Source organism: Bacillus sp. FSL K6-1338, assembly GCF_038006965.1.
GTDB lineage: Bacteria > Bacillota > Bacilli > Bacillales > Bacillaceae_G > Bacillus_A > Bacillus_A thuringiensis_S.
Map to the genome: position 1 here is coordinate 2,700,853 of NZ_JBBOWI010000001.1, position 22,034 is coordinate 2,722,886.

Below are 22,034 nucleotides of genomic sequence, written 5' to 3' on the forward strand. Positions count from 1 at the left end.
ATCCCCTTTATATGTCTCTACTTTCTTATTTGTAAATAAGCACGAATCATAAAGTAACTCACTTCATTCGGAAGCTGTTCTTTAATAGATTTCAGACCACCCTCAGCATTTTGAACGGCAGTTTCAATAAGAGATTCATACTCTGCTGGAACAAAACTTTGCCACTCTACTTCCATTCCATCCTCGTAGCAGCGAATTAAATGGTTTTCGATTGTTTGTCTTGATAAGTTACGTTCTTTTGCAATCTCATTCAAATCAATACCTTGTTTATACATTTCATACGTTTCTAAATGAGAATTTGCGGACGCTTTTCCTGACTTTTTACGCTCTGCAACTACTTCTGTCTTAATCGTTTCAGCGTAATTTGGATTTTCCTCAATAAAATGCTGAACTGCTTGTAAGAAGTGCGAGCCATATTTCACAAGTTTGTGTTCTCCGATACCTTTTACCGTCAACAATTCGGAATCACTTTGCGGCATTTTCACGCACATATCTTTTAATGTTTGGTCAGAGAAAATAACGAACGGAGGTACACCTTCTCCTTGTGCAATTTCTTTACGTACTTCACGAAGCACTTCAAATAAAGGATGGTCTTGTACAATTTGTCTTGTCTCTACTCGTTCTTTTCGTAAAACATTCTCTTTACCAAGTAATACTTCTTTCCCTTTTTCTGTTACTTTTAACGTCGGATAAGTGCCATGTTCAACTGCAATTAACTCATCTGAAATTAAAAACTCAATAAACTCACTGACCTCTTTTACACTACGGTTCGATAAAAGCCCATACGTTGGTAAAGTATGAAAATTAAATTCAATAACTTTCTTATTTTTCGACCCCGTTAATACTTGCGCTATCATTTGCTTCCCAAAGCGTTGGTTCGTTCTAATCATGCATGATAAAACCATTTGTGATTCCCTTGTCACATCAATGCTCTCGCGATCGTCTGTACAATTACCACAGCGTCCACAATCTTCTTTCGGTTCTTCTCCAAAGTATTGCAAAATGAATGATTGTAAACATTGTTCTGTATGACAGTAATCGGTCATATTTTGCAATTTTTCAAGTTCATTTGAAAAACGTGATTCTCCAGTTGATTGATCAATTAAAAAACGCTGTACTTGTACATCTTGAGAAGAATATAACAATATACATGTACTATCTAATCCGTCACGACCAGCACGTCCTGCTTCTTGATAGTAACTTTCCATATTTTTTGGAAGCTGATAATGAATTACGTAACGAATATTCGATTTATCAATACCCATCCCGAATGCAGATGTTGCTACCATTACACTTACTTCATCTCGTAAAAAGAGTTCTTGTTGCTCATTTCGATCACTATCACTCATACCAGCATGATATTTTGATACAGAAACTCCAGCCTTCATTAAATCTTCATATAACTGATCGACTACTTTTCTAGTAGCTGCATATATAATCCCAGATTCCTTTTGATTTTGACGAATATAATCCGCCAAATATGCATTTCGATCTTGCCCTTTAATGACAGAAAACGATAAGTTCTCACGCTCAAACGTTGTCATAATTGTATTTTCTTGATTAATTTCAAGTGTGTTACAAATGTCCTCACGTACTTGCGGTGTTGCTGTTGCTGTTAATGCTAATACGAGCGGTTTTTCTGGAAGATAATCTAATATGCGATGTATATGTAAATAACTTGGACGGAAATCATGTCCCCACTGTGAAATACAGTGTGCTTCATCAATCGCAATCATAGGGATTTTCATATCGATAAGTTGGTCAACAAACTCCATCGAATCAAGACGCTCAGGCGCGACATAAAGTAATTTGTAATGTCCTTGTTTCGCTAATTGAATTCGCTGATTTGCTTCGGCAATAGAAATAGAACTATTAATATATGTAGCTGAAATGCCATTCTGTACCAATGTATCTACTTGATCCTTCATAAGTGATATTAAAGGCGATATAACCAACGTCGTTCCTTCAAATACTAATGCCGGAATTTGATAACAAATCGACTTACCGCCACCCGTTGGCATAATACATACTGTATCTTTCCCATCTAGTACATTTTTAATTGTTTCATCTTGTCCTCTTCGAAACGAAGAATAACCAAAGTAGGACGCTAAAAGTTCTTGTGCTTTAGTAAACAAAAAAGAGTCACCTGCTTTTCTTTATCTTTCATCTACTTCTATTATATCAATCACTTATGCGACTTGAAAGAGATGAATAGATGCTTATTATTTTTTCATTATTCTATGTTTCTCCACCTATTTAATATGAATTAGCATCCATGTTTTATATGTTTTACAACATTTATAACGTAAATCCAGTAAACATGAAGAAAGAGTTTCAATTTAAATATTCATTTTATTTCCCTTTCTTGAATACTACTAATCGTATACATATAAATTCAGGAGGTTTCTATATGAAACATCATAATATGAGTTCCATCACGGCAAAAAAGAAAACAACACAACTCCAATTCTCTAATAATGATGCGTGGAAATATGAATCATACTATAAGTACCAACCATTATTCTCTTATAAAAAGCTTTTTAATTTTCTTTCTCAACTTTTTAGATGTTAATATATGCGCAAAAAATATATCATTCGCAGAATTTTTCTCAATATTAAATGTATAGACTTACTACAATTCAGTTGTTACCATATATAATAATCTGTTGGATAAACCCCTTAAGTTGACCTGCTTATATTAGCAGGTCTTTTTCATGATTACTTACTTCTACACCTCAATCTCACTTCCAAGTCTTTTTTCCATTTTATAACCATATTTAAATCCCAACAATTAATGATAATCATAAATTGTTGGGATTTTAATTGTTCACATATAATTATGCAATTCTTCTTTCTCAATACACAAAACACATTTTACTTGTTACTATGAAAGTACTCCAGATGAGTTTTTGCTCATCGACATTATCTAGTTAATGGGGCCTGCCGCGGGAAGCAGGTCTCTTTGACTTTATTAAGGTCCCAATTTCATTTGGACACATTTACCAGGTTTTTTCAAAAGAATTTTATGATAACATTACGTAGTCGAGTCCGACATCTCGGCAATACCCTTTTGAGGGTCTGTAACTTCCCTTGCAGACCCTCTTTTACTTTATATTCAATTTATTCATATATACCACAAGATCATTCACCTAATTTCTCCAATTCAAAATTCCCTAAAAATAATCTAGGACACGTAACTAAACATAAATCTATATCATACTTTGAGTTATACATGTTCAAAGGAGTGTTACTATTTATGTATTCTTATTGGCAATCGTATTACTCCCCCTACCATAACCCTTATGTAAACTATGATTTATCTGTACGTAACTACCGAATTAGTAAAAACGAGAATTTTTTAAAAGGGTATATGCGTTCTTTATGGGAACAACACGTCGCTTGGACGAGATTGGCTATTATAAGTATTGTATTTAATTTACCCGATGTTAACGTTACTGTTGGACGACTTCTACAAAACGCAACACATATGGGACTATCACTTGAACCATTTTACGGTGAAGATGCAGTAAAAAAATATAGTGCATTAATTAAGGATCACTTAGTCATTGCAGCAGATCTTGTTAAAGCCGCAAAAACTGGTAATCAAAATGCAGCTGCCGCTATAGAGAAAAAATGGTACGCTAATGGTGATGAAATCGTTGAGTTTCTTAATAACATCAACCCATATATAGGAAAAGAAGAATTCCGAAAAATGTTTTATGAACATTTAGCACTAACGAAAGCAGAAGCACTTACCTTCCTAAATAAAGATTATGAAGCAGGAGTACAACTTTACGATAAAATTGAAAAAGAAGCATTAGAAATGGCCGACATGATAACAAACGCAATCGTAAAACAATTCCCACAAGTATTTCAATAAAGTGAAATGTTAATCAGAGTAGGTATTACTACTAAGTAATACTTGATAAAATAAGTCGATTCCCCAACATAAATCGGCTTATTTAACTTTCTCTCCATGATATTTCACCTCTCCTCTTTACATTTAGCTTATATCGATATATTTTATTAATATCCGTTTTTTATAGGAGGAAATAGTTTGATTAACGCGATTGGGCTCGTTTTTATACTTACAAATAAACACGAGAAAAAAAAGAAAGTTTACCTAAATGAAAAATTTGCACTAATAGATATTATTGATTCTAAAGAAGTATTTGATGATGAAGGGAATCCTTTAGTAGAACTAACATGTAAATACAGTATATATTTAGATGAAAAATATTACTGTAAATCTCTCGATGATTATACTGGACAAGTATTTCCTTTCTTAAGTGCAAAAATAGGAAAAGGTCTTCTAAGAAACTTAAACTACTACTTTTCTTACGTTGATGCCTATGATAAGAAACCACCAGTTAAAGAAATAAGACCGCTGATGAAACAAGTAACTAACAGATAGCGAAACATACAAAAAAGGAAAGCATCTAGCTCTGGATGTTTTCTTTTTTATTGAAAACTCATTCATTCTCATCCTCTTCTAAAAGTATGTATCCAAGCATATTTTAAATTAAAAACATTGGAGGATTAGACTGAATGAAATACTCAGAAACAATTATAAGTAAACGACTTCGAACGCTTAAAATGACGGGTATGTTTTTCATGCTAGTATTAATAGCATGGATTGGATATACAAAATTACTTTATGAAAACGGATTTCTTCAAGAAAAAAAGAATTCAGTAGAAGTAATGAATACTAGCATTACAGGAGAAATAGAGCAGCTTTTTCATATAAACTTGCAAGGTTATCGAAAAACAAACCTTGATGCTGTTATAGAAGCAAGTAAAACCGATCCAAGCGAACTATCCCTAATTGAACTGGTCAACAAATCCTGCTCGCGAGATTGCATAGGTGAGCCAGTAACATATGTAAACTCAAACAATGGATATATCTTTTATAAGGAATCTAATGGAACTAATGTAGCTATAACGGTTAAAAAGAAAGACACATGGGTAATTGTAAAGAAATCTGTTCAAGATGGAATATAACCACCCTAAAAAAGAGTACGTATCTGAACTGCACCCCAATTGTTAGACACAGTCTAACAATTGGAGGTGCAGTTTTTCTATGGCTAAATTTACAGCTGATGAAAAAATACAAATCGTTCTACGTTATTTGAACGGAAATGAAAGTTATCGAGAAATGGGTAGATCGCTCGGTATAAGTGACACAATCATTTTGAATTGGGTAAACCAATATAAACAGAATGGTCTGGAAGCTTTTCTAAAACGATGTACAAATTACACACAACAATTTAAACTAGACGTACTAAACTTTATGATTGAAAACGGTATGTCCTTATTTGAGACGGCAGCTATCTTTAATATTCCTGCCCCTTCAACGATTTCTGTTTGGAAAAAACAGCTCGAAACACAAGGAATTGATGCCCTTCAATCTAAGAAAAAGGGGCGTCCATCCATGAAAAAAGATTCAAATAAACAATTAAAACAACATTTAGCTGAAGGGTCAGTCGAAGCACTTGAAGCACGCATTAAACAGCTTGAGATGGAAAATGAGTACTTAAAAAAGTTAAATGCCTTAGTTCAAAACAAGGAAAAATCACAAAACAAGACAAAGCGCAAGTAGTCTATGAATTAAGGCATAAATATTCGGTGAAGGCACTCGTGGAGCTAGCTACTATTCCTCGAAGCACGTATTATGATTTAGTAAAGAAAATGAATCGTCCAGATGTAGATGCCGATTTGAAAGCTGAGATTAAAGCGATTTATGAGGAAAATGAAGGTCGTTATGGTTACCGTCGCATTCGTGATGAATTAACGAATCGTGGCCAGAAAGTGAACCACAAGAAGGTTCAGCGCATTATGAAAGAGCTTGGGTTAAAGTGTGTTGTGCGTATGAAGAAATATAAATCCTATAAAGGAAAAGTCGGTAGAATTGCACCTAATATTTTAGAGCGTAATTTTCATACAGATGCACCGAATCAAAAGTGGGTAACAGACATCACAGAGTTTAAATTGTTTGGAGAAAAACTGTATGTATCACCTGTATTAGATTTGTATAATGGTGAAATTATTACCTATACAATTGGTTCTAGACCGACGTATTCGCTTGTTTCAGACATGTTAGAGAAAGCATTGGAACGTTTACCTGAAACGCACCAGCTACTGATGCATTCGGATCAAGGATGGCATTATCAAATGAGACAATACGTCCGTACACTAGAATCAAGAGCTATCGTCCAGAGTATGTCTCGAAAAGGCAACTGTTACGACAACGCAGTAATAGAAAATTTCTTTGGGATTATGAAATCGGAGTTCCTCTACATAAAAGAATTTGAAAATGTAGAGCACTTTAAAATAGAATTAGAAAAATATATAGATTATTATAATACGAAACGGATTAAGGCAAAATTAAAAATGAGCCCGGTACAATACCGGACTCACTTTTATCAAGCTGCCTAATCAAATAACCGTGTCTAACTTTTAGGGGTCACTTCAATCGTACTCTTTTTTATTATTAATACCCTTCATCTTCATCTCTACAATGGCATTTCGGTTTTGTTTTACAATGACATTTTTCACACTCACATTTCGGTTTCTCTTTGCAACAACATTCGTGAAAATCACTGCGTTTACATCTACATCTCCCAAACATTAAATTATCCCAAAATTTATTACAATTTCGGGAATGCCCACAATGACAAGTATTCCCCATGGATATGCTTCCTCCTTAATAGAATTCATCATATTCTATGTTTGAAAGTATACAAAGGCTTGTTTATTAGTCTATTTTCTCCATATTATAACTAGATTTAGAAGATTACATAAAAATAAAAAGCCGTCACATGACGGCTTTTTATTTAGCAAACTACTCTTTTGTATAAAAAAATTTAATTCCTTTCGTATCTAACCAAGCCGTTACTTTGTCCAGTTCGTTCCCTTGACGATAATCTGTCTCGAAATACACAAGTCCTTGGTTATTTCCGGGAGATATTATTTTAGAAGTATATCCAAGCTTATCCATCATTTGAATCATGTCAGGAATTAAATTTACACCAAATTCATAAGTAACTACTTTGTTATATTTATTCACTATAATTCCAACCCCTTCTTGTTTCTTTATTGGCTCAACAGTTTGATTTATAAACCAAGCTAACGGTTTATTTCCAATTAGCTCATTTAAATCACATTTTCCGATACCAGCTACATTCCCTGTTTCTGTGTATTGCCAAATATCACATGGATACGCCGGTTTGTTACCACCATAACGAGGAATCCATACAAAATCAGAATTGACATTTGCCATTCCAAATGGAGCATACATATGATGAGCAATATATAAACCGACCTTCTTAGCTCCTAATCTACGTAATTCATCAATAAATGCTTGTGCACCCGCTCTCATATCATTCATTGTTTTTACTTCTACGTCAGCTACCCAAACTGTGGCATTTTTTTCACCACGGTTCCAAAAGTCTCTTGCTTCTATCCGTGCATCCTCTACTGAAACGAAACGACAGAACGCATAATTACCAAACGGAATATTTCTTACTTTCATTGCTTGTACATAATTATTATATAAAGGATCAACATAAGTTGAACCATCTTGCACACGTGCAATTACGAAATCTAATTGTGGGGCTGCGATATCCCAGTTAATATTGCCATTCCATTTTGAAATATCTACAATGTAACCCATTATTCATCATCCCCTTTTTTATTATCATATTCAGAGATTGTATTTTTTGCTCTTATCCCTTAAACAATCAAGTCAGTTTTTTAATTAGCAGTAGAGATTTTGTATTCATTGATAATGATTTAAAATTTAACTTATGTATCGAAAAATAGAATATTATTATAGATTTAAAAGATGATTATTCAAAAAAACTAAAGTATATAATTAAAACCACCTTTTTGATAGGTGGTTTTAATTATATACATTGTCCATATTTGTGGTTACATAGTATATTATCGTGAGCCATTAAAATAATAAAAGCCAACTTGTATTTTTAACCCACTGATTAAAGTTTTACTTTATCTCACATACTCATAGTACCACTTACGCGCATCTAACCAAGCTGTAAATTTATCGATATTTCCAGCTGGATAGCCATTCGTTATAGCATAACCAATGCCATCTTTCTGAACGACAATTTGTCCATCAATACCCGCATCAACCATCGCTTGAGCCAAAGCTTGTAAATTACTAAATGCTACACCGCCAGTTTTTACTTTGAGCAAATCCACTGTACCTCCTCCAGTTTGTCCTGTAAGAGCAAACACAATAGAATTAGCAATTTTATCAACATTCCATTTTGCCATGTCAGATTCATTATCAATAAATCCTAATTCTATAAGAATAGCAGGTGCTTTCGTCCCATTTAATACCGCTAAATCTGTACGCTGTTTTGCACCTCGATCACGCCATCCAATATCTTTTGCTAGTTGAGCTGAGATTTTAGCCGCCAAGTCTTTCTGATCATAATACAGAACCTCAACACCCTGTCCATTTCCATCGCTTGCATTAAGATGAAAAGAAATAACTAAATCCACAGCATGGGAATTGCTTTTACGAATGATATTATTTAAATTTTGTGATTGAGTTGTTCCTACCTCGTCCGTATCGTCATAAACCGTGTGTCCTAAGGCTCTTAACTTAGCCGCCACGGCATCTTTAACTTGCCTATCCAGAACGTGTTCTTTCCGATTCCCGAAATTAGCACCTTGAACAATACTATTATGTCCTCCGTGCAAACTATATCTAGCCATTATTCATCAACATCTCCTTTCTTAATATTCTATTCAAAACTTGTCTTATTGCTATTCCCACTTACAATCTTAACTGTACCCATACACCCTACATTTTCTAAAATTGACGGCACGAACAAAAAAGCATCACCCTTTCGGCGATGCCTAAGCTCCCTAAATAAATAGAGTTTAAAATCACTGAAACTTCACCTATATTTCCTCCCCTTCCTTCACAGCTTCTTTCAACCTCTGCAACATATACCCAATCCCTTTACACCCCTCTAGCGGATATGTAATCATTTCTTCTGGATATAACTTTGTCACTACTTTTTTATGCTTTTTTCCTGCTAGTAAGACGATTTCGTCAAACTGTAATAAACTTTTATCTACCAACTGTTTTTGTAATTGCTCTATACTTATTACCTCATCGCTTTTTGAATCAAATGCAAGATCATAGTTTTCTAATACAATATCATTTGGTCTTAAAAATCCATGTTTCGCTGATAATATAACCCAGTTTTCGAAAAACATAGTTGCGTATGCCTGACATGCTTTTCCGAACGGACTAATATATACATCTTTTGCTTCCATCGGTCCGTAGTTTGAATGCTTATCCCAAATTTTCTTTTTTCCACAAGGAATTATACATAGCCTTTTCATATATATTTCTACTCCCTTTACTTCTGTAAATAAAATTCGTTATTTTGTACATTTTTCTCTCGAAATACTATATAATAATTCCGAAAGCTAAAATTACACATTTTACCATATGCGTACTATGGATCACTCTCATTGCAAATATTATAATACCATAAAAATTTTTGCTTTTTTTCTTCAAAATATTAAATATAAATTTTAACATAAGGATGTATAGATATAATTAAAAAGGAGGTTCATAAAAATGAAAAATATTATCCCTGCACTATTAGTCTATTTTATCGTTTGCGTTATTTCCGTTATCATCCCAGCATCTGAAGGCTATAATTATGTCGGCTGGAAGTTATTTGTTGGGCAAGTGTATGCGATACCTATTTTCTTCATTACTGCGATAATCACATTTTATATAAACAAGAAAAAATCTTACGAATAAACGATTATAAGGATAGCTAACGCTATCCTTATTTTAATTCGTTAATCAAATCTAAAATAGCCCTTGCAGTACTTTGTATCCTTTCTTCCGAAAAGTCAAACGCAACACCTGTATTTATATATATTTCCTGTATAGGTAAATTCCAATCTGAACTCGCTCCCTCTTTAAAGAAAGCAATCGCTTGTTCCTGATTCTCTCGATAAATTTGAAACAATTGCATCGCTCCTATTTGCGCAATTGCATATTCAATTTTATAAAAAGGAAACTGAACAAAGTGAAATGACTCGAACCAATTTCATTCTCTACTCCTGCAATATCAACTGATGAATATTGATACCTTTTACATAGTTCAATATATTTCTCATCTCGCTCTTCTGGTGAATGGTTTGGATTTGTATAAAGCCAGTGCTGGAATACATCTCCTGAAACTGACGATATTAATAACGATAAAGTACGATATAATTGAGCTTGCTGTACTTCTTTATAATCATCCTCTTGCGTATAAAAAATATTAAGCTTATCCATTAATAGTAATTCAAGACTAAGGGAATAAAGTTCCGCCACCTCTTCACGAAGGTATCTTTCCTGCATACTACTTTCATTGTTAAATTGTTTATAAAAGTGAAATGCATGCCCCAATTCATGTATTAATGCATGAATCGCATAAAATGAAGAACTAAAATTAGAATAAACAAAAACGTCTTTACTATGAGATAAGGTAAAGCAAGCAGCTCCTGGTGCTTTATTTTTCCGTTCTTGTACGTCAATTAATCCCGCTTTCCTTATATGAGTAAATTCCTCATAAAAACATGAATCTGTCTTCCGCAACATTTCTTCAATTCCATCCAATAAATTAATGTAATTTTCAAATGGATATTTTTGCAAATTACAAGGAGCAAGATCCCAGGGACGATACGTTTTTACATCAAGATTCTTTTTAAGAAAACTTCCTAACTGTTTCCAAATTGGTACAACACACTTTTCTATCGACTCATGAAACTTAAAACAATCTTCAATACTGTAATCTCTATTTTTTTGTTTAAAGGCATACTCACTATAATTATTAAATCCTGCATTTAATTTTCTGTTTTTTAGAGATAAAAAAGGACAAGTAGCCAATCTGACTACTTGTCCTTGCTGTTTATGTGTACTCAATAAAATTAAGCTTGGAATGCTTCTGTTAATACTGGTACGATTTGTTTTTTACGAGATACAACACCTTTTAATGTAGCTGTGTTGTTTTCTAGTGATACGTTGTATGCTTTCTCAACAACGTTTGCTGCTTTACCGATCGCAAGACCGACAGAATCGTTAGTTAAGATATCAGTTACAACGAATAAGAATAGGTCTAAACCTTTTTCTTCTACTACTGCAGAAATTACTTTTTCAAGTTCCGCTTGGTGTACAAGAACGTCGTTTGTATCAACAGCGTTTACTTGTGCGATTTCAACTTTCGCATTACCCATTTGGAATTCTTTAGCGTCAAGAGAGATTAATTGCTCCATTGTTTTTCCGCTTAAGTCAGCACCAGCTTTTAACATTTCTAAGCCGTAGCTATCAGCATCTACACCAGCGATTTCCGCTAATTCACGAGCAGCTGCTACGTCTTGTTCTGTGCAAGTTGGAGATTTGAATAGTAAAGAATCTGAAATAATTGCAGATAACATTAAACCTGCAACTTCTTTACGAATTGTAACGCCATTTTCTTTGTACATTTTGTTTAAGATTGTAGCTGTACATCCAACTGGCTCACAACGATAGTATATAGGATCGCTTGTTTCAAAGTTAGCAATACGGTGATGGTCAATAACTTCTAACACACGAACTGATTCGATATCGTTAGCACTTTGTTGACGCTCGTTATGGTCAACTAAAATAACGTTGTCCACTTCGCTTGCTACTGTCTCAACAAAACGCGGTCCTTCTACTTTAAAATAGTCTAACGCAAATTGAGTTTCACCGCTGATTTCGCCTAAACGTACAGGCTCAGCATTCATTCCTAATTCTTTTTTCAATTCTGCATAAGCAATTGCAGAACAAATTGCATCTGTATCTGGGTTTTTATGCCCGAAAACTAGTACTTTTTCCATGTTTTCCACCTCTTCATGAAAAGGATATCTTAAAGAAGCAAATATGACAATATTTAAAGCATATTTTTTTATAAATAATTGCACTTTCTTCTATATTTTTCATCATTTTCATAAAAAAAATCATCTAAAATGAATTAGATGATCGAAATATATGTTTCAATTAAAATAGTGTAGGAGCTTGCACTACGTTGTTAAAAGCGAAATTTGAAGCTAAGCCATTATTCACAAGGTTTACATCTATAACTTGATAAAACGCATTTCCAGTGTCTGCAATTTCCCAAACAGCTAAAATAAGATGGTATCCACTACGATCAGTTGGTACATTTGCTTCATGCGTTACTGTTGTCCCTGGTCTAGCCCCACCGTCATTTTTCACATAGAATGGCACTAAATCTAAATCTGATCGCGTTAAAGGTTTATTTGGATTCCAGCCTTTTTTCGTAATATAATATTTCCACTCTTTTGTACTATGAGGAGCAGTTAGTTTCCACTTGAATGTATTCGTCCCGCCATTTAACGTAACTTTCTTCCACCTATCCACAGTTTGAACATCTAAAGCAGGAAAATGACCAGCCCCTGCAATTTGTCCATCAGAAGGTCCTAGTTGCGGAAATCCCCCTATCCCTTCTACACTTTGTGGTTCATATTGAATCGGTCCACAATTTACATTTACCCCTTGCTTACATAAATAAGATCGGCTCGCTGGTGATTCTACATAACCATGAGCTGAAGCCTTTTCTGAAAATCCAAATGTTAATAATCCCGTAAGTAATACGCCACCACTTAAAATAACTTTCTTCATCTTTTGTAAACTATTCTTTTTCATTCTTTCATCCCCTTCCGATAATAAAGCGAAAATAACTATAGTTGGCTAGTCATCTTCTCTACATTTATTATAAGACGAGAATCATTACTAAAAGAACCCTCTAAAAACTTTCTCAAATTCATTTAGTGCGTTAAATGGATTATATCAATAAATTTATTTAACACCGCCAGAAAAATATAGACGGTGTTAAAATAGTTTCTTATTATTCAGTATGATAACCTTTTAATCACAATTTATATGCATTTATAATAAAGAACCGTAGCATCTAACTTTCCATTCGGAGAAATTGCATACCCTGGTATTGTTCCAACTTCTTGGTAGTCTAATGATTTGTACAATTTATTGGAAGGATCTCCTTCTCTAGTATCTAATACTAAAAGAGACCTGTTTTCTTGCTTCGCTCGTTCCTCTGCTTTTTGCATAAGCAATCGTCCAATACCGTTACGTCTAAAGTTTGGATGAGTCATTAATTTGCAAATCTCGGCTCTATGAATTCCGTTAGGCTTTGTAACTAATTGTAATTGAATACTCCCTGCTACTTCGTTGTTTATTTTAGCTACATACAATATCACTTCTGGCGCTATGACTGTTTGCCAATACTTTGTTGCGTCTTTTTGTTCCAGTGGAGGCAAAAAACCAATTGATGCCCCATCATTTACAACCGTTTTCAAAAGTTTCGAAAGTTCTTCCATATCATTTTCTAGTTGCTTAATTTCTTCAATTACTAAATTTCGCATTACTTTTCCCCCTTTTGTTTCATTGTAACAATTTTTAAAGAAGGAATAATGAAATAATAAGATGAATTTATATTAAGATATGATTTTTTGTGAGAGGATAACGATATGAAATATATATTAGATAGAACGTACGCAAAAGAACTACTCGAATGGGCATATGAACAAAACCCGGGCCCTTGGTTTGAACATTCACTACATGTTGCTCATGCAACTGAAAACATAATTATAGAACTTATAAAAAAAGGGTATGACCTAGATGCTGACATAGCATATAACGCTGCCCTTTTGCATGATATCGGAAGATACAAAGGTTTTACCAAATCGGTCATTCATTCCTATGATGGTTATATGTATATGAATGATTTAGGATATGCAGGAAACGCCATTATTTGTGTGACACACTCATTTCCCTGTAAAAATGAACATATAGATATCGCAGCGGAATGGCATCTCGTTCCTGACCATATGAAAAGCCGGTTGGTTGCAATATTGAATGAACATAGTAACTACGACTTATACAATAAAGTAATTACTCTTTGTGACGCTCTTGCTGACGCGGATGGCTTTACTACGCTGGAAAGAAGATTAATTTCCGTTGGTTTGCGTCATGGTACAACATCTCATACATCTTTACATTGGAAAGGGTTTTATGCAATTAAGAAAGAATTAGAAGCTTTAATCGGTAAGAGTATATACACAGTTCTTCCTGATGTAGAGAATTCGATTTATGAAGATATAGAATACTAAAGTGAATACAAATTTAATTTCACATAAAAAAACGTTTTAAACATAAAGTTTAAAACGTTTTTTTATTCAATGCTTTTGATTTTTCAGTTCTGTTAAACACTCTTGCACTAAAGTTACCGCTTGACTCATCGCAGCTCCGCCAGCAAATGCTGCTGAAACACCACATGCTTCCAGAATCTCTTTATCCGAACATCCTTGATCAAGACAACCTTTTGTATGATAAATTGTACAATACTCATCTTGCGTTGCTAAACTAATTCCTAATGCAATAAGTTGTTTTTCTCTTTTTGTTAAAGCACCCTCTTGAAAACAAGCTTGCGTAAACGCATTATATGTCTCAGCGATTTCAGGAATTTGATTTGTAAAACTACCTATACCTTCTTTATAATGATGTAGAATATCATTTATCGAACTATGTTGCTCATGTTCCATCTTATTCCCTCCAGTCATATTATCCATACCTATTGTAGTATGCGATGAAATGGAGGCAATATACCTTCTTTTAAATTAATAATTTTCAGTTAATTTACGTTATAATTTTAAATTATCATCTACAATAACTTTTTCTCTAGAACTTTTTCTTTCAACCTCTTTACTTCTTTCTTCCCAAAATGTTAATCCTTCAATCCCCACATTTTTAGGATTAAATACTGGATCTTTCCCTTCTTTTTTCTGCGTTTCATAGTCTTTTAACACTTTTAATGCGATTTTACTTAATAATAGAATCGCGATTAAGTTTAACCATGCCATACTACCGATTCCTAAATCTCCGAGATTCCATAAAAGCGACGCTGATTCAACACTACCGATGTAAACCATAATTAAAAATCCAAATTTTAAAACTGGTTTTAACCAGCCATACTTCAATTGACGATCTAAATAAGTAAGCGTCGTTTCAGCGATATAGTAATAAGCGAGTAACGTTGTAAATGCAAAAAAGAAAATTGCAATTGAAATAAATATTGGACCAAACCCTGTCATCACAGTTTCAACTGCTTGTTGCGTATAAATTGGACCTGCTTCCACATTTCCTATGTTTTTTACAATAGCGCGTTTCCCTTCAGGTATAACATTATACATACCTGTAATTAATATCATAAGAGCTGTCGCTGTACATACGACAATTGTATCGATATATACGGAAAACGCTTGAACTAATCCTTGTTTTGCAGGATGCGATACTTCAGCAGCAGCCGAACTATACGTCGCTTCTCCGACACCAGCAACGTTTGAAAATACAGCGCGTTTTACGCCCCATGCAATAGCTGCACCAACAATTCCACCAAACATTTCATTTACACCAAATGCGCTAGAGAAAATTAAAGCAAACATACTTGGAATCTCCGTTACATTCGCAATTAATATGATACATGTAACAATTACATAACCAATTGCCATAAATGGAACAAGCATTTGAGAAACGCCAGCTATTCTCTTTACACCACCAAAAATAATTGCTGCTAGTAACACGACTAAAAATATACCAGTTATATATTTGTTAATACCATTAGAGTTTTCAAATCCAACTGCGATACTACTAGATTGAATACCTGGTAATAACACGCCATATGAAAGTGTTACAACTACCGCTACAATGACTGCAAACCATTTCATTTTTAAACCTTTCTCAATGAAATATGGAGTACCGCCGCGATATTCATTCCCTACTTTACTTTTGTATACTTGAGATAATGTTGATTCAACAAACGCGCTCGCTGCCCCTAACAAAGCCATTACCCACATCCAAAATACAGCTCCAGGCCCGCCGAAAGCGATTGCTGTCGCTACCCCTGCGATATTACCAATTCCAACTCTTCCTGATAAGGCTAAACAAAATGCCTGAAAAGATGATATTCCCGTCTCTGAACTCTTTCCTTCAAATAATAGTTTAATCATCTCTTTAAAATAACGAATTTGCAAAAAGCGTGTTGCAATCGTGAAATATACGCCTGCCCCTAATGCAAAAACAACTAAACCGATACTCCACACTTGCCCTACTAACCATTCTACTAAATTCTCCATCCAAATCCCCCTTATCATTCTTTTGAAAAACAATTTTGTATATAAGAAAACGGACAACTATTATCAAACTTTCTAGTTGTCCGCATCTTTCATTATTTCATCCCTCAATTTTTGTCAGTAAAACGCCCTATTACTTTATATTTACCCAAACACTTTTCACTTCTGTATAATTATCAAGCGCATATGAACCTAATTCGCGGCCAATACCAGATTGTTTGTATCCACCAAATGGTGCAGCTGCATTTTCTAAGTTATAATCATTAATCCACACTGTTCCTGCTTTTAATTTATTTGCCACTTGATGACCCGTTTTGATATTTTGCGTCCATACACCCGCAGCAAGGCCATAAGATGAGTTGTTCGCTCGTTCAATTACTTCTTCTGTCGAATCAAATGGAAGTACAACAACAACTGGTCCAAATATTTCTTCCTTAACGATTGTCATATCGTCTGTAACGTCTGTGAATACAGTTGGCTTAACGAAATAACCTTTTTCAAGCGCACGTTCACCACCAGCCGCAACTGTAGCACCTTCTTTCTTCCCTTGCTCAATGTAATGTAACACACGCTCTTGTTGTTTCTTAGATACGAGTGGACCCATCTCCGTTCCTTTCTCCATACCTGCTCCAAGTTTTACGTTGTTCGCCATTTTCACAAGTGCATCTACTACAGTTTCATAATGTTTACGATGAACAAATACACGTGATCCTGCGCTACAATTTTGACCGTGATTATACATAATACCTTGGAATGCACCACTAATTGCTTCTTCCAAGTCCGCATCTTCTAAAATGATATTTGGTGATTTGCCGCCAAGCTCTAACGTTACATGCTTAATCATTTCTGCAGACTGACGCATAATATACTTTCCTGTAACAGTAGATCCTGTAAAAGCAACTTTATCAATGTCATGATGATTTACAATTGCCGCTCCTGCTTCAGGACCAAAGCCTGGTACAAAGTTTACAACACCGTTTGGAAATCCAGCCTCTTTAAAGAGTTTTGCTGTATATAGTAAGGATAAAGGTGTTTGCTCTGCTGGTTTTAATACGATCGTACAACCTGTCGCCAGTGCAGCTCCCATTTTCCAAGAAGACATAACGAGCGGAAAGTTCCACGGAATAATCTGACCTACAACACCTACAGGTTCATGTCTCGTATAGTTTAAGTAATCTTTTGAAATCGGGATTGTTTGCCCAATAATTTTTGTAGCCCATCCTGCGTAATAACGATAATTTTCTACAGTCGCTGAAATATCATCCTCAAGTGCTACTTGATACGGCTTCCCATTATCTAAAGCTTCTAATTGTGCTAACTCTTCTCTATGTTCTTCAATTAAATCTGCTAATTTATAAATAAGATGCGCTCTTTCAGCAGTAGTCATTTCTGCCCACGGACCAGATTTAAATGCAGATCTTGCTGCTTTTACTGCAGCATCAATATCCTCTTCTTGCGCTTCACATACGACTGCTAAAACATCTTCTGTTGCTGGATTGTACGTTTCAAACGTCTTTCCGCCAATAGCAGAAACAAATTCGCCATTAATAAACATTTTAATTTCTTCATTTAAAAACGCTTCCACTTTTGGTTTCAGCTCAATATTTGTCTTTAACATTATGTTCTCCTCCTTATTTAAACAGCTGCATGAGCTGCAATATTTGATAAAATCGTTTGAAGCTTTTGATCTTCGTTAACAGTTAATCCTAGTCTTGGATAGCGAGAAGGTCCTCCCGCTTGCCCATGTAATTCCATGGAACGTTTAACGATTTGAACATATTTCCCTGACCCTTCAAGAAACTCGCAAAGTGGTAAAATAGCATCGTTTATTTCCCATGCTTTTTCTAATTCACCATTTTGAAAATGCTCATACATTTGTGTAACGAGACCAGGAACGATATTTCCTGCTACTGAAACCCATCCCGAGGCACCAACTAAATATGATTCCATAACTAAATCTTCAGAACCACAGAAGACTTGGAAAGCCCCTTCACTTTGTCTTACTAAATCTCTTGCTTTTCGAATATCTCCGCTAGATTCTTTAATATGTGTAACATTTTCACACTCTTTTCCAATACGGAGCATTAGCTCTGTACTCATATCAACACCAGAAGTAAATGGATTATTGTATAACATAATTGGTATATTTACAGAGTTTGAGATTTCTTTAAAATGAAAATAGATCTCCTCTTCCTTCGGTTTACAATAGTAAGAGTTTATAATTAATGCACAATCCGCTCCGTGCGCTTCTGCATGTTTCGTATATTCAATTGTTTCTTTCGTGGTTTCCGCAGCAGTTCCAACAATGACTGGAATACGGCCATCAATTTCTTTCAAAACGGTTTCTACCATTTTAAATCGCTCTTCTTTTGATAAACTTACAAACTCTCCTGTACTTCCATTAATGATGATGCCTGCAACCTTTTGTTCGATAAAGTAATTTACATTTTGTTTTACCCCATCCCAATTAATTTCCTGAAATTCATCCATCGGTGTTATTAATACTGGAAATGCCCCTTTAATTTTTTGCATATTTATCTCTCCTTATCACATTTTATTTTAATAAGAACCCTGCCGGAAATGGATCCGTAGGGTCTAATAGAAACGTCTGCATTCCTGTAATAAATCCTCTACTTTCAAAACGGAAAATGTACCCTAGCTCCTCCTTCTTCACTTTTTCCACAGTTATAAAACTATTAAATATACTTTCATTTTTAAAAGGTTTATCCGCCATATAATCATTTTTAAATAACGCATGAACATAGGAAACGATAGTAGAAACAAAACCTGGCGAACGTACGATAAAGTTATCTTCATGAAATGTAATCGACTTTATATGGTTCTTTTCTTTTTGCGAAGGATCTACTAAAATAAGCCTTTTTATTAGCGACTGTTTTTGTATAACCTGCAGTGTAGCTTCTCCCCATCTTTTCAATTCTGGAATGTTTTCAACACGAATTTCTGGCGAATACGCACCTTTTTCTACAACTGCATATACTTTATCTGCTTGTATGAGAGAATAACTTACATTACCAACCTGTAAATTTTCCTCAATCAAATAGCAAAGTTTGCTTTCAAACGAAACAGATACAACTTCATCATTCTCTACATACGCATGAACTAAAAATATTCCAGATAACGTTTCAATTTTGTATTGATTGGACTCTCTCTTTTTTAAATACCCACTTTCGAGTAACATCGTTATTACCGCAACAATGCCCCCATAATGAAGCGGAATCGAACCTTCATGATTAAAAAATAATACAGCTGCATCCACTTCATTATGGATAGATGGAACGACAATACACCCATTCAAACCGATAAAACCACGTGGTTCATTTAATAAAAGCTTCCTCTCTTCTGCTAATTCACCTGAAAATTGTTCATTTAATTGCTCCAAACTGTAGTAGTATTTGCATGGTACGTCTTTCATTACACGAAATGCCTCGCCATTTACATGTACGTCTACTGCTGTATACATTTTTTGAATGTTCATTTTATATCCTCCGTTTCATGTTCCATCGGCGGAATTAGCAAAAATCCTTCTTTGAGTGGATCCATTTCATTGTAAAAAAATTTATGCATACCCATAAGCCAAGCTGATCCCGTAATTTTCGTTATGACAGCTTCAATATTTTCAACATGTGTCGTATTCACGACATATCCTTTAAATAAAGAACCAACGATACTCTCATGAATGAACTCTTCACCAATTTTGATTTCTTTTTGAGCGTATAATACAGCTAGCTTCGCAGATGTTCCTGTACCGCATGGGGATCGATCTATTCCGCCTGGTGGTACAACAACTGTATTTTTCACATTCGCACATTCATGAGTAGCATCTGTATAAAATTCAACATGTGTTAATCCTCTAATAAACGAATACTCTGGATGAATGATTTCAAACTTCTCATTAATTGTGTTTCTTATATGAATCGCCTTATCGATGATTGTAGATGCATTTTCTGGTACTAATTCTAGGCCTACTGAATTCGCATCAATAATGGCATAAAAATTCCCTCCATACGCAATATCAGCCTCTACAGTTCCAATGTCTTTGACGTGTACAGTAATATTTTTCAATAAAAAAGCTGGTATGTTACAGAAAGATACCTCTTTTGCTTTTCCATCTTGAACAGCAATATCTACTTCCACTAAGCCAGCCGGGGTATCTAGTTTTAAAGAAGTAATCGGTTCAACTACTGGAATTAAACCTGATTCAACTAACGCTGTACATACACCGATTGTATCGTGACCGCACATCGGTAAGTATCCACCTGTCTCTATGTATATAACACCTATATCAGCCTCAGGATGACACGGGTCTGTTAATAATGCCCCTGACATTACATCATGACCACGCGGTTCATTCATTAACAATTTTCGAATCCAATCATATTCCTTTTTCATATGTAACATCTTCTCTGCCATCGTCTCTCCAATCAACTTTGGAAGTCCGCTAATTAATGTCCTCGTTGGATTCCCGCCCGTATGTGTATCAATAGTCGTAAAGACTCTTTGTGACCTCATCCGTTTAACACCCTTTCTGTAAAACGACTCAAACGAAGTGGTTCAATAGGAATAATTGTCTCTTTTTCATTTAATAACTCTTCAATTACTTTCCCAGTAACTGCTGCAAGACTAATCCCATCCCCTTCATGTCCAGCGGCAATGAAATAATTCGGAATATGTTCCACTCGTGAAATAATCGGCAAATGATCTTCTGTCCACGGACGTAAACCAGCGTAAGAACGAATTACCATCATATCTGCCATTTTCGGATAAAAGCGAATCGCTCTATTTGCGATACATTTAATGACTTCATTGTTTATTCTCGTATGAAACCCTACAAATTCACGACTACTTCCAATTAAGAAATTTTGACTTTCAGTAGGCTCAAATACGAGCGCAACCCCGTATTTTTCAGTTAAAGCATCTACTTTTCTTTTTCCGCCAAATTTAGAAATTAAATAACCGAATTCCATTACTTTACGGCATCCTACATGTTGTTGCCTTGATGCTACTATAATATGCCCTTTTCTCGGTTCAATTGGTATATTTACATTTAACATCTGACCAATCTTAGGAGCCCACACACCGGCTGCATTTACAACTTGTTTTGCTGTAAAAGTACCATTCGTAGTTTCTACAACAAATGAACCATTCGTCTCTATTTTCATACTCTTTACTTCGGTCTGCTTAAAGGCTTTTGCGCCAAACTTTTGTGCCTCTGACAGAAGCGAGAAAGCAAGGAGATATGGATTCACAGTTGAATCCGTCGCACATTCTAAACCGCCTAATAAATCATCAGCAAAAAAAGGCGACTCTTCTCTTATATCTTGCCTATCAAGCATTCGAAACGGTAATCCAGCTTCTTTTTGCCGATCTACCCATTGCTGCGCAGCTTCCATCTCTTCGTCTGACTCACATACGAGAATACTTCCTGGTGCCCTATATTCAAATGAATGCTCTAATTTTTCACTTAAATCAGTTACTAATTTTTGACTTACTAAAGACATTTGACTATCAAACCCTGGGTCTTTATCAATGGCCAAAATATTCCCATCACACCGTGAAGACGTCCCGCTGACAAATTCTCCTTTTTCAATGATTGTTACGTCTCTTCCGTATTTTGAAGTGTAATAAGCGATAGAACACCCTATTATTCCACCACCTATAATTAAAACGTCGCAGTGCCTCACAATATACTCCTCCTTTCCCTAAACCTCTCACTTTCTTTTATGCAATTGACGTGCCAATTCTGCACATATACAATTTCCATAAACAATATTTTTATTTGTAAA

At 34.9% G+C, this 22,034-nt stretch carries 21 protein-coding genes and 1 pseudogene; 6 read left to right on the forward strand and 16 right to left on the reverse strand.

The window, feature by feature from the left end; genetic code table 11:
* Positions 1 to 17: 17 nt before the first annotated feature.
* The gene (gene recQ / locus NZ044_RS13895; RefSeq protein WP_000494275.1) at positions 18 to 2,135 is read right to left on the reverse strand and encodes a DNA helicase RecQ; all 2,118 of its coding nucleotides are present in this window, start codon (positions 2,133 to 2,135) and stop codon (positions 18 to 20) included.
* 1,121 nt (positions 2,136 to 3,256) lie between these two features.
* On the opposite strand from recQ, the gene NZ044_RS13900 reads away from it, so the two are divergent.
* The 4 genes from NZ044_RS13900 (at position 3,257) to NZ044_RS13915 (ending at position 6,435) form a co-directional block, all read left to right on the forward strand.
* Positions 3,257 to 3,880, forward strand: a complete 624-nt coding sequence (locus NZ044_RS13900) for a hypothetical protein (RefSeq protein WP_000287735.1) — start codon at positions 3,257 to 3,259, stop codon at positions 3,878 to 3,880.
* 177 nt (positions 3,881 to 4,057) lie between these two features.
* Entirely contained in the window at positions 4,058 to 4,414 is a 357-nt protein-coding gene (locus tag NZ044_RS13905; RefSeq protein WP_000606231.1) for a hypothetical protein, read from the forward strand.
* Positions 4,415 to 4,548: 134 nt separating this feature from the next.
* Positions 4,549 to 5,001: a hypothetical protein gene (locus NZ044_RS13910; protein WP_063675447.1), complete on the forward strand. Its 453-nt coding sequence runs from the start codon at positions 4,549 to 4,551 to the stop codon at positions 4,999 to 5,001.
* A gap of 79 nt (positions 5,002 to 5,080) precedes the next feature.
* Positions 5,081 to 6,435, forward strand: a protein-coding gene (locus NZ044_RS13915) for an IS3 family transposase (RefSeq protein WP_085959122.1) whose coding sequence is annotated in 2 segments (ribosomal slippage) — positions 5,081 to 5,534 and positions 5,534 to 6,435 — 1,356 coding nt in all. Because the reading frame shifts where the segments join, the coding sequence is not laid out codon by codon here.
* A 33-nt stretch (positions 6,436 to 6,468) separates the two neighbouring features.
* Here NZ044_RS13915 and NZ044_RS13920 read toward each other — a convergent pair.
* The 4 genes from NZ044_RS13920 to NZ044_RS13935 form a co-directional block, all read right to left on the reverse strand.
* Positions 6,469 to 6,624, reverse strand: a complete 156-nt coding sequence (locus NZ044_RS13920; RefSeq protein WP_194841845.1) for a hypothetical protein — start codon at positions 6,622 to 6,624, stop codon at positions 6,469 to 6,471.
* Positions 6,625 to 6,841: 217 nt separating this feature from the next.
* A complete protein-coding gene (locus NZ044_RS13925; protein WP_000540626.1) occupies positions 6,842 to 7,672 on the reverse strand; it encodes a GH25 family lysozyme in 831 nt (276 codons plus the stop codon).
* A gap of 335 nt (positions 7,673 to 8,007) precedes the next feature.
* A complete protein-coding gene (locus NZ044_RS13930) occupies positions 8,008 to 8,742 on the reverse strand; it encodes an N-acetylmuramoyl-L-alanine amidase (protein WP_000135285.1) in 735 nt (244 codons plus the stop codon).
* Positions 8,743 to 8,931: 189 nt separating this feature from the next.
* A complete protein-coding gene (locus NZ044_RS13935) occupies positions 8,932 to 9,381 on the reverse strand; it encodes a DUF6884 domain-containing protein (RefSeq protein WP_000824878.1) in 450 nt (149 codons plus the stop codon).
* A 241-nt stretch (positions 9,382 to 9,622) separates the two neighbouring features.
* Between NZ044_RS13935 and NZ044_RS13940 the strand changes: the two genes are divergently transcribed.
* On the forward strand, positions 9,623 to 9,811 hold the full coding sequence (locus NZ044_RS13940; RefSeq protein ID WP_000789485.1) for a DUF4017 family protein: 189 nt from the start codon (positions 9,623 to 9,625) through the stop codon (positions 9,809 to 9,811).
* Positions 9,812 to 9,839: 28 nt separating this feature from the next.
* Here NZ044_RS13940 and NZ044_RS13945 read toward each other — a convergent pair.
* The 4 genes and pseudogenes from NZ044_RS13945 to NZ044_RS13960 form a co-directional block, all read right to left on the reverse strand.
* A pseudogene (locus tag NZ044_RS13945) lies at positions 9,840 to 10,900 on the reverse strand (M3 family oligoendopeptidase); the annotation flags it as partial.
* A gap of 71 nt (positions 10,901 to 10,971) precedes the next feature.
* Entirely contained in the window at positions 10,972 to 11,901 is a 930-nt protein-coding gene (ppaC, locus tag NZ044_RS13950; protein ID WP_000416871.1) for a manganese-dependent inorganic pyrophosphatase, read from the reverse strand.
* Between the two features lie 160 nt (positions 11,902 to 12,061).
* A complete protein-coding gene (locus tag NZ044_RS13955; protein ID WP_000742282.1) occupies positions 12,062 to 12,727 on the reverse strand; it encodes a lytic polysaccharide monooxygenase in 666 nt (221 codons plus the stop codon).
* A gap of 233 nt (positions 12,728 to 12,960) precedes the next feature.
* Complete coding sequence (locus NZ044_RS13960; protein ID WP_001245261.1) at positions 12,961 to 13,464, reverse strand: GNAT family N-acetyltransferase; 504 nt, start codon at positions 13,462 to 13,464, stop codon at positions 12,961 to 12,963.
* Between the two features lie 105 nt (positions 13,465 to 13,569).
* Between NZ044_RS13960 and NZ044_RS13965 the strand changes: the two genes are divergently transcribed.
* Positions 13,570 to 14,211: an HD domain-containing protein gene (locus tag NZ044_RS13965; protein ID WP_000874108.1), complete on the forward strand. Its 642-nt coding sequence runs from the start codon at positions 13,570 to 13,572 to the stop codon at positions 14,209 to 14,211.
* A 66-nt stretch (positions 14,212 to 14,277) separates the two neighbouring features.
* Here the strand turns inward: NZ044_RS13965 and NZ044_RS13970 are convergent, their stop codons facing one another.
* The 7 genes from NZ044_RS13970 to NZ044_RS14000 all read right to left on the reverse strand — a co-directional run bounded on the left by NZ044_RS13970 (position 14,278) and on the right by NZ044_RS14000 (position 21,932).
* Positions 14,278 to 14,670: a carboxymuconolactone decarboxylase family protein gene (locus NZ044_RS13970; protein ID WP_001999958.1), complete on the reverse strand. Its 393-nt coding sequence runs from the start codon at positions 14,668 to 14,670 to the stop codon at positions 14,278 to 14,280.
* Between the two features lie 72 nt (positions 14,671 to 14,742).
* Complete coding sequence (locus tag NZ044_RS13975) at positions 14,743 to 16,233, reverse strand: alanine/glycine:cation symporter family protein (RefSeq protein WP_000429519.1); 1,491 nt, start codon at positions 16,231 to 16,233, stop codon at positions 14,743 to 14,745.
* Between the two features lie 130 nt (positions 16,234 to 16,363).
* Complete coding sequence (locus NZ044_RS13980; protein WP_098506169.1) at positions 16,364 to 17,848, reverse strand: aldehyde dehydrogenase family protein; 1,485 nt, start codon at positions 17,846 to 17,848, stop codon at positions 16,364 to 16,366.
* Between the two features lie 17 nt (positions 17,849 to 17,865).
* Positions 17,866 to 18,762 (reverse strand): 4-hydroxy-tetrahydrodipicolinate synthase, encoded by an 897-nt coding sequence (gene dapA / locus NZ044_RS13985; protein ID WP_098506171.1) that lies wholly within the window; start codon positions 18,760 to 18,762, stop codon positions 17,866 to 17,868.
* A 22-nt stretch (positions 18,763 to 18,784) separates the two neighbouring features.
* Positions 18,785 to 19,726, reverse strand: a complete 942-nt coding sequence (locus tag NZ044_RS13990; RefSeq protein WP_001025577.1) for a proline racemase family protein — start codon at positions 19,724 to 19,726, stop codon at positions 18,785 to 18,787.
* Positions 19,723 to 20,760: a proline racemase family protein gene (locus tag NZ044_RS13995; protein WP_001257539.1), complete on the reverse strand. Its 1,038-nt coding sequence runs from the start codon at positions 20,758 to 20,760 to the stop codon at positions 19,723 to 19,725. The genes NZ044_RS13990 and NZ044_RS13995 overlap by 4 nt, the downstream gene beginning before the upstream one ends.
* Positions 20,757 to 21,932: an NAD(P)/FAD-dependent oxidoreductase gene (locus NZ044_RS14000; protein ID WP_001215272.1), complete on the reverse strand. Its 1,176-nt coding sequence runs from the start codon at positions 21,930 to 21,932 to the stop codon at positions 20,757 to 20,759. Before NZ044_RS14000 ends, NZ044_RS13995 begins: the two co-directional genes overlap by 4 nt.
* Positions 21,933 to 22,034: the final 102 nt, after the last annotated feature.

What these genes read in the sequence shown, in the direction of transcription:
- NZ044_RS13900 (WP_000287735.1), top strand. Translation starts at nt 3,257, where the DNA reads ATGTATTCTTATTGGCAATCGTATTACTCCCCCTACCATAACCCTTAT.
- NZ044_RS13910 (WP_063675447.1), top strand. Translation starts at nt 4,549, where the DNA reads ATGAAATACTCAGAAACAATTATAAGTAAACGACTTCGAACGCTTAAA.
- NZ044_RS13925 (WP_000540626.1), bottom strand. Translation starts at nt 7,672, where the DNA reads ATGGGTTACATTGTAGATATTTCAAAATGGAATGGCAATATTAACTGG.
- NZ044_RS13930 (WP_000135285.1), bottom strand. Translation starts at nt 8,742, where the DNA reads ATGGCTAGATATAGTTTGCACGGAGGACATAATAGTATTGTTCAAGGT.
- NZ044_RS13935 (WP_000824878.1), bottom strand. Translation starts at nt 9,381, where the DNA reads ATGAAAAGGCTATGTATAATTCCTTGTGGAAAAAAGAAAATTTGGGAT.
- NZ044_RS13940 (WP_000789485.1), top strand. Translation starts at nt 9,623, where the DNA reads ATGAAAAATATTATCCCTGCACTATTAGTCTATTTTATCGTTTGCGTT.
- ppaC (WP_000416871.1), bottom strand. Translation starts at nt 11,901, where the DNA reads ATGGAAAAAGTACTAGTTTTCGGGCATAAAAACCCAGATACAGATGCA.
- NZ044_RS13955 (WP_000742282.1), bottom strand. Translation starts at nt 12,727, where the DNA reads ATGAAAAAGAATAGTTTACAAAAGATGAAGAAAGTTATTTTAAGTGGT.
- NZ044_RS13960 (WP_001245261.1), bottom strand. Translation starts at nt 13,464, where the DNA reads ATGCGAAATTTAGTAATTGAAGAAATTAAGCAACTAGAAAATGATATG.
- NZ044_RS13965 (WP_000874108.1), top strand. Translation starts at nt 13,570, where the DNA reads ATGAAATATATATTAGATAGAACGTACGCAAAAGAACTACTCGAATGG.
- NZ044_RS13970 (WP_001999958.1), bottom strand. Translation starts at nt 14,670, where the DNA reads ATGGATAATATGACTGGAGGGAATAAGATGGAACATGAGCAACATAGT.
- NZ044_RS13975 (WP_000429519.1), bottom strand. Translation starts at nt 16,233, where the DNA reads ATGGAGAATTTAGTAGAATGGTTAGTAGGGCAAGTGTGGAGTATCGGT.
- NZ044_RS13980 (WP_098506169.1), bottom strand. Translation starts at nt 17,848, where the DNA reads ATGTTAAAGACAAATATTGAGCTGAAACCAAAAGTGGAAGCGTTTTTA.
- dapA (WP_098506171.1), bottom strand. Translation starts at nt 18,762, where the DNA reads ATGCAAAAAATTAAAGGGGCATTTCCAGTATTAATAACACCGATGGAT.
- NZ044_RS13990 (WP_001025577.1), bottom strand. Translation starts at nt 19,726, where the DNA reads ATGAACATTCAAAAAATGTATACAGCAGTAGACGTACATGTAAATGGC.
- NZ044_RS13995 (WP_001257539.1), bottom strand. Translation starts at nt 20,760, where the DNA reads ATGAGGTCACAAAGAGTCTTTACGACTATTGATACACATACGGGCGGG.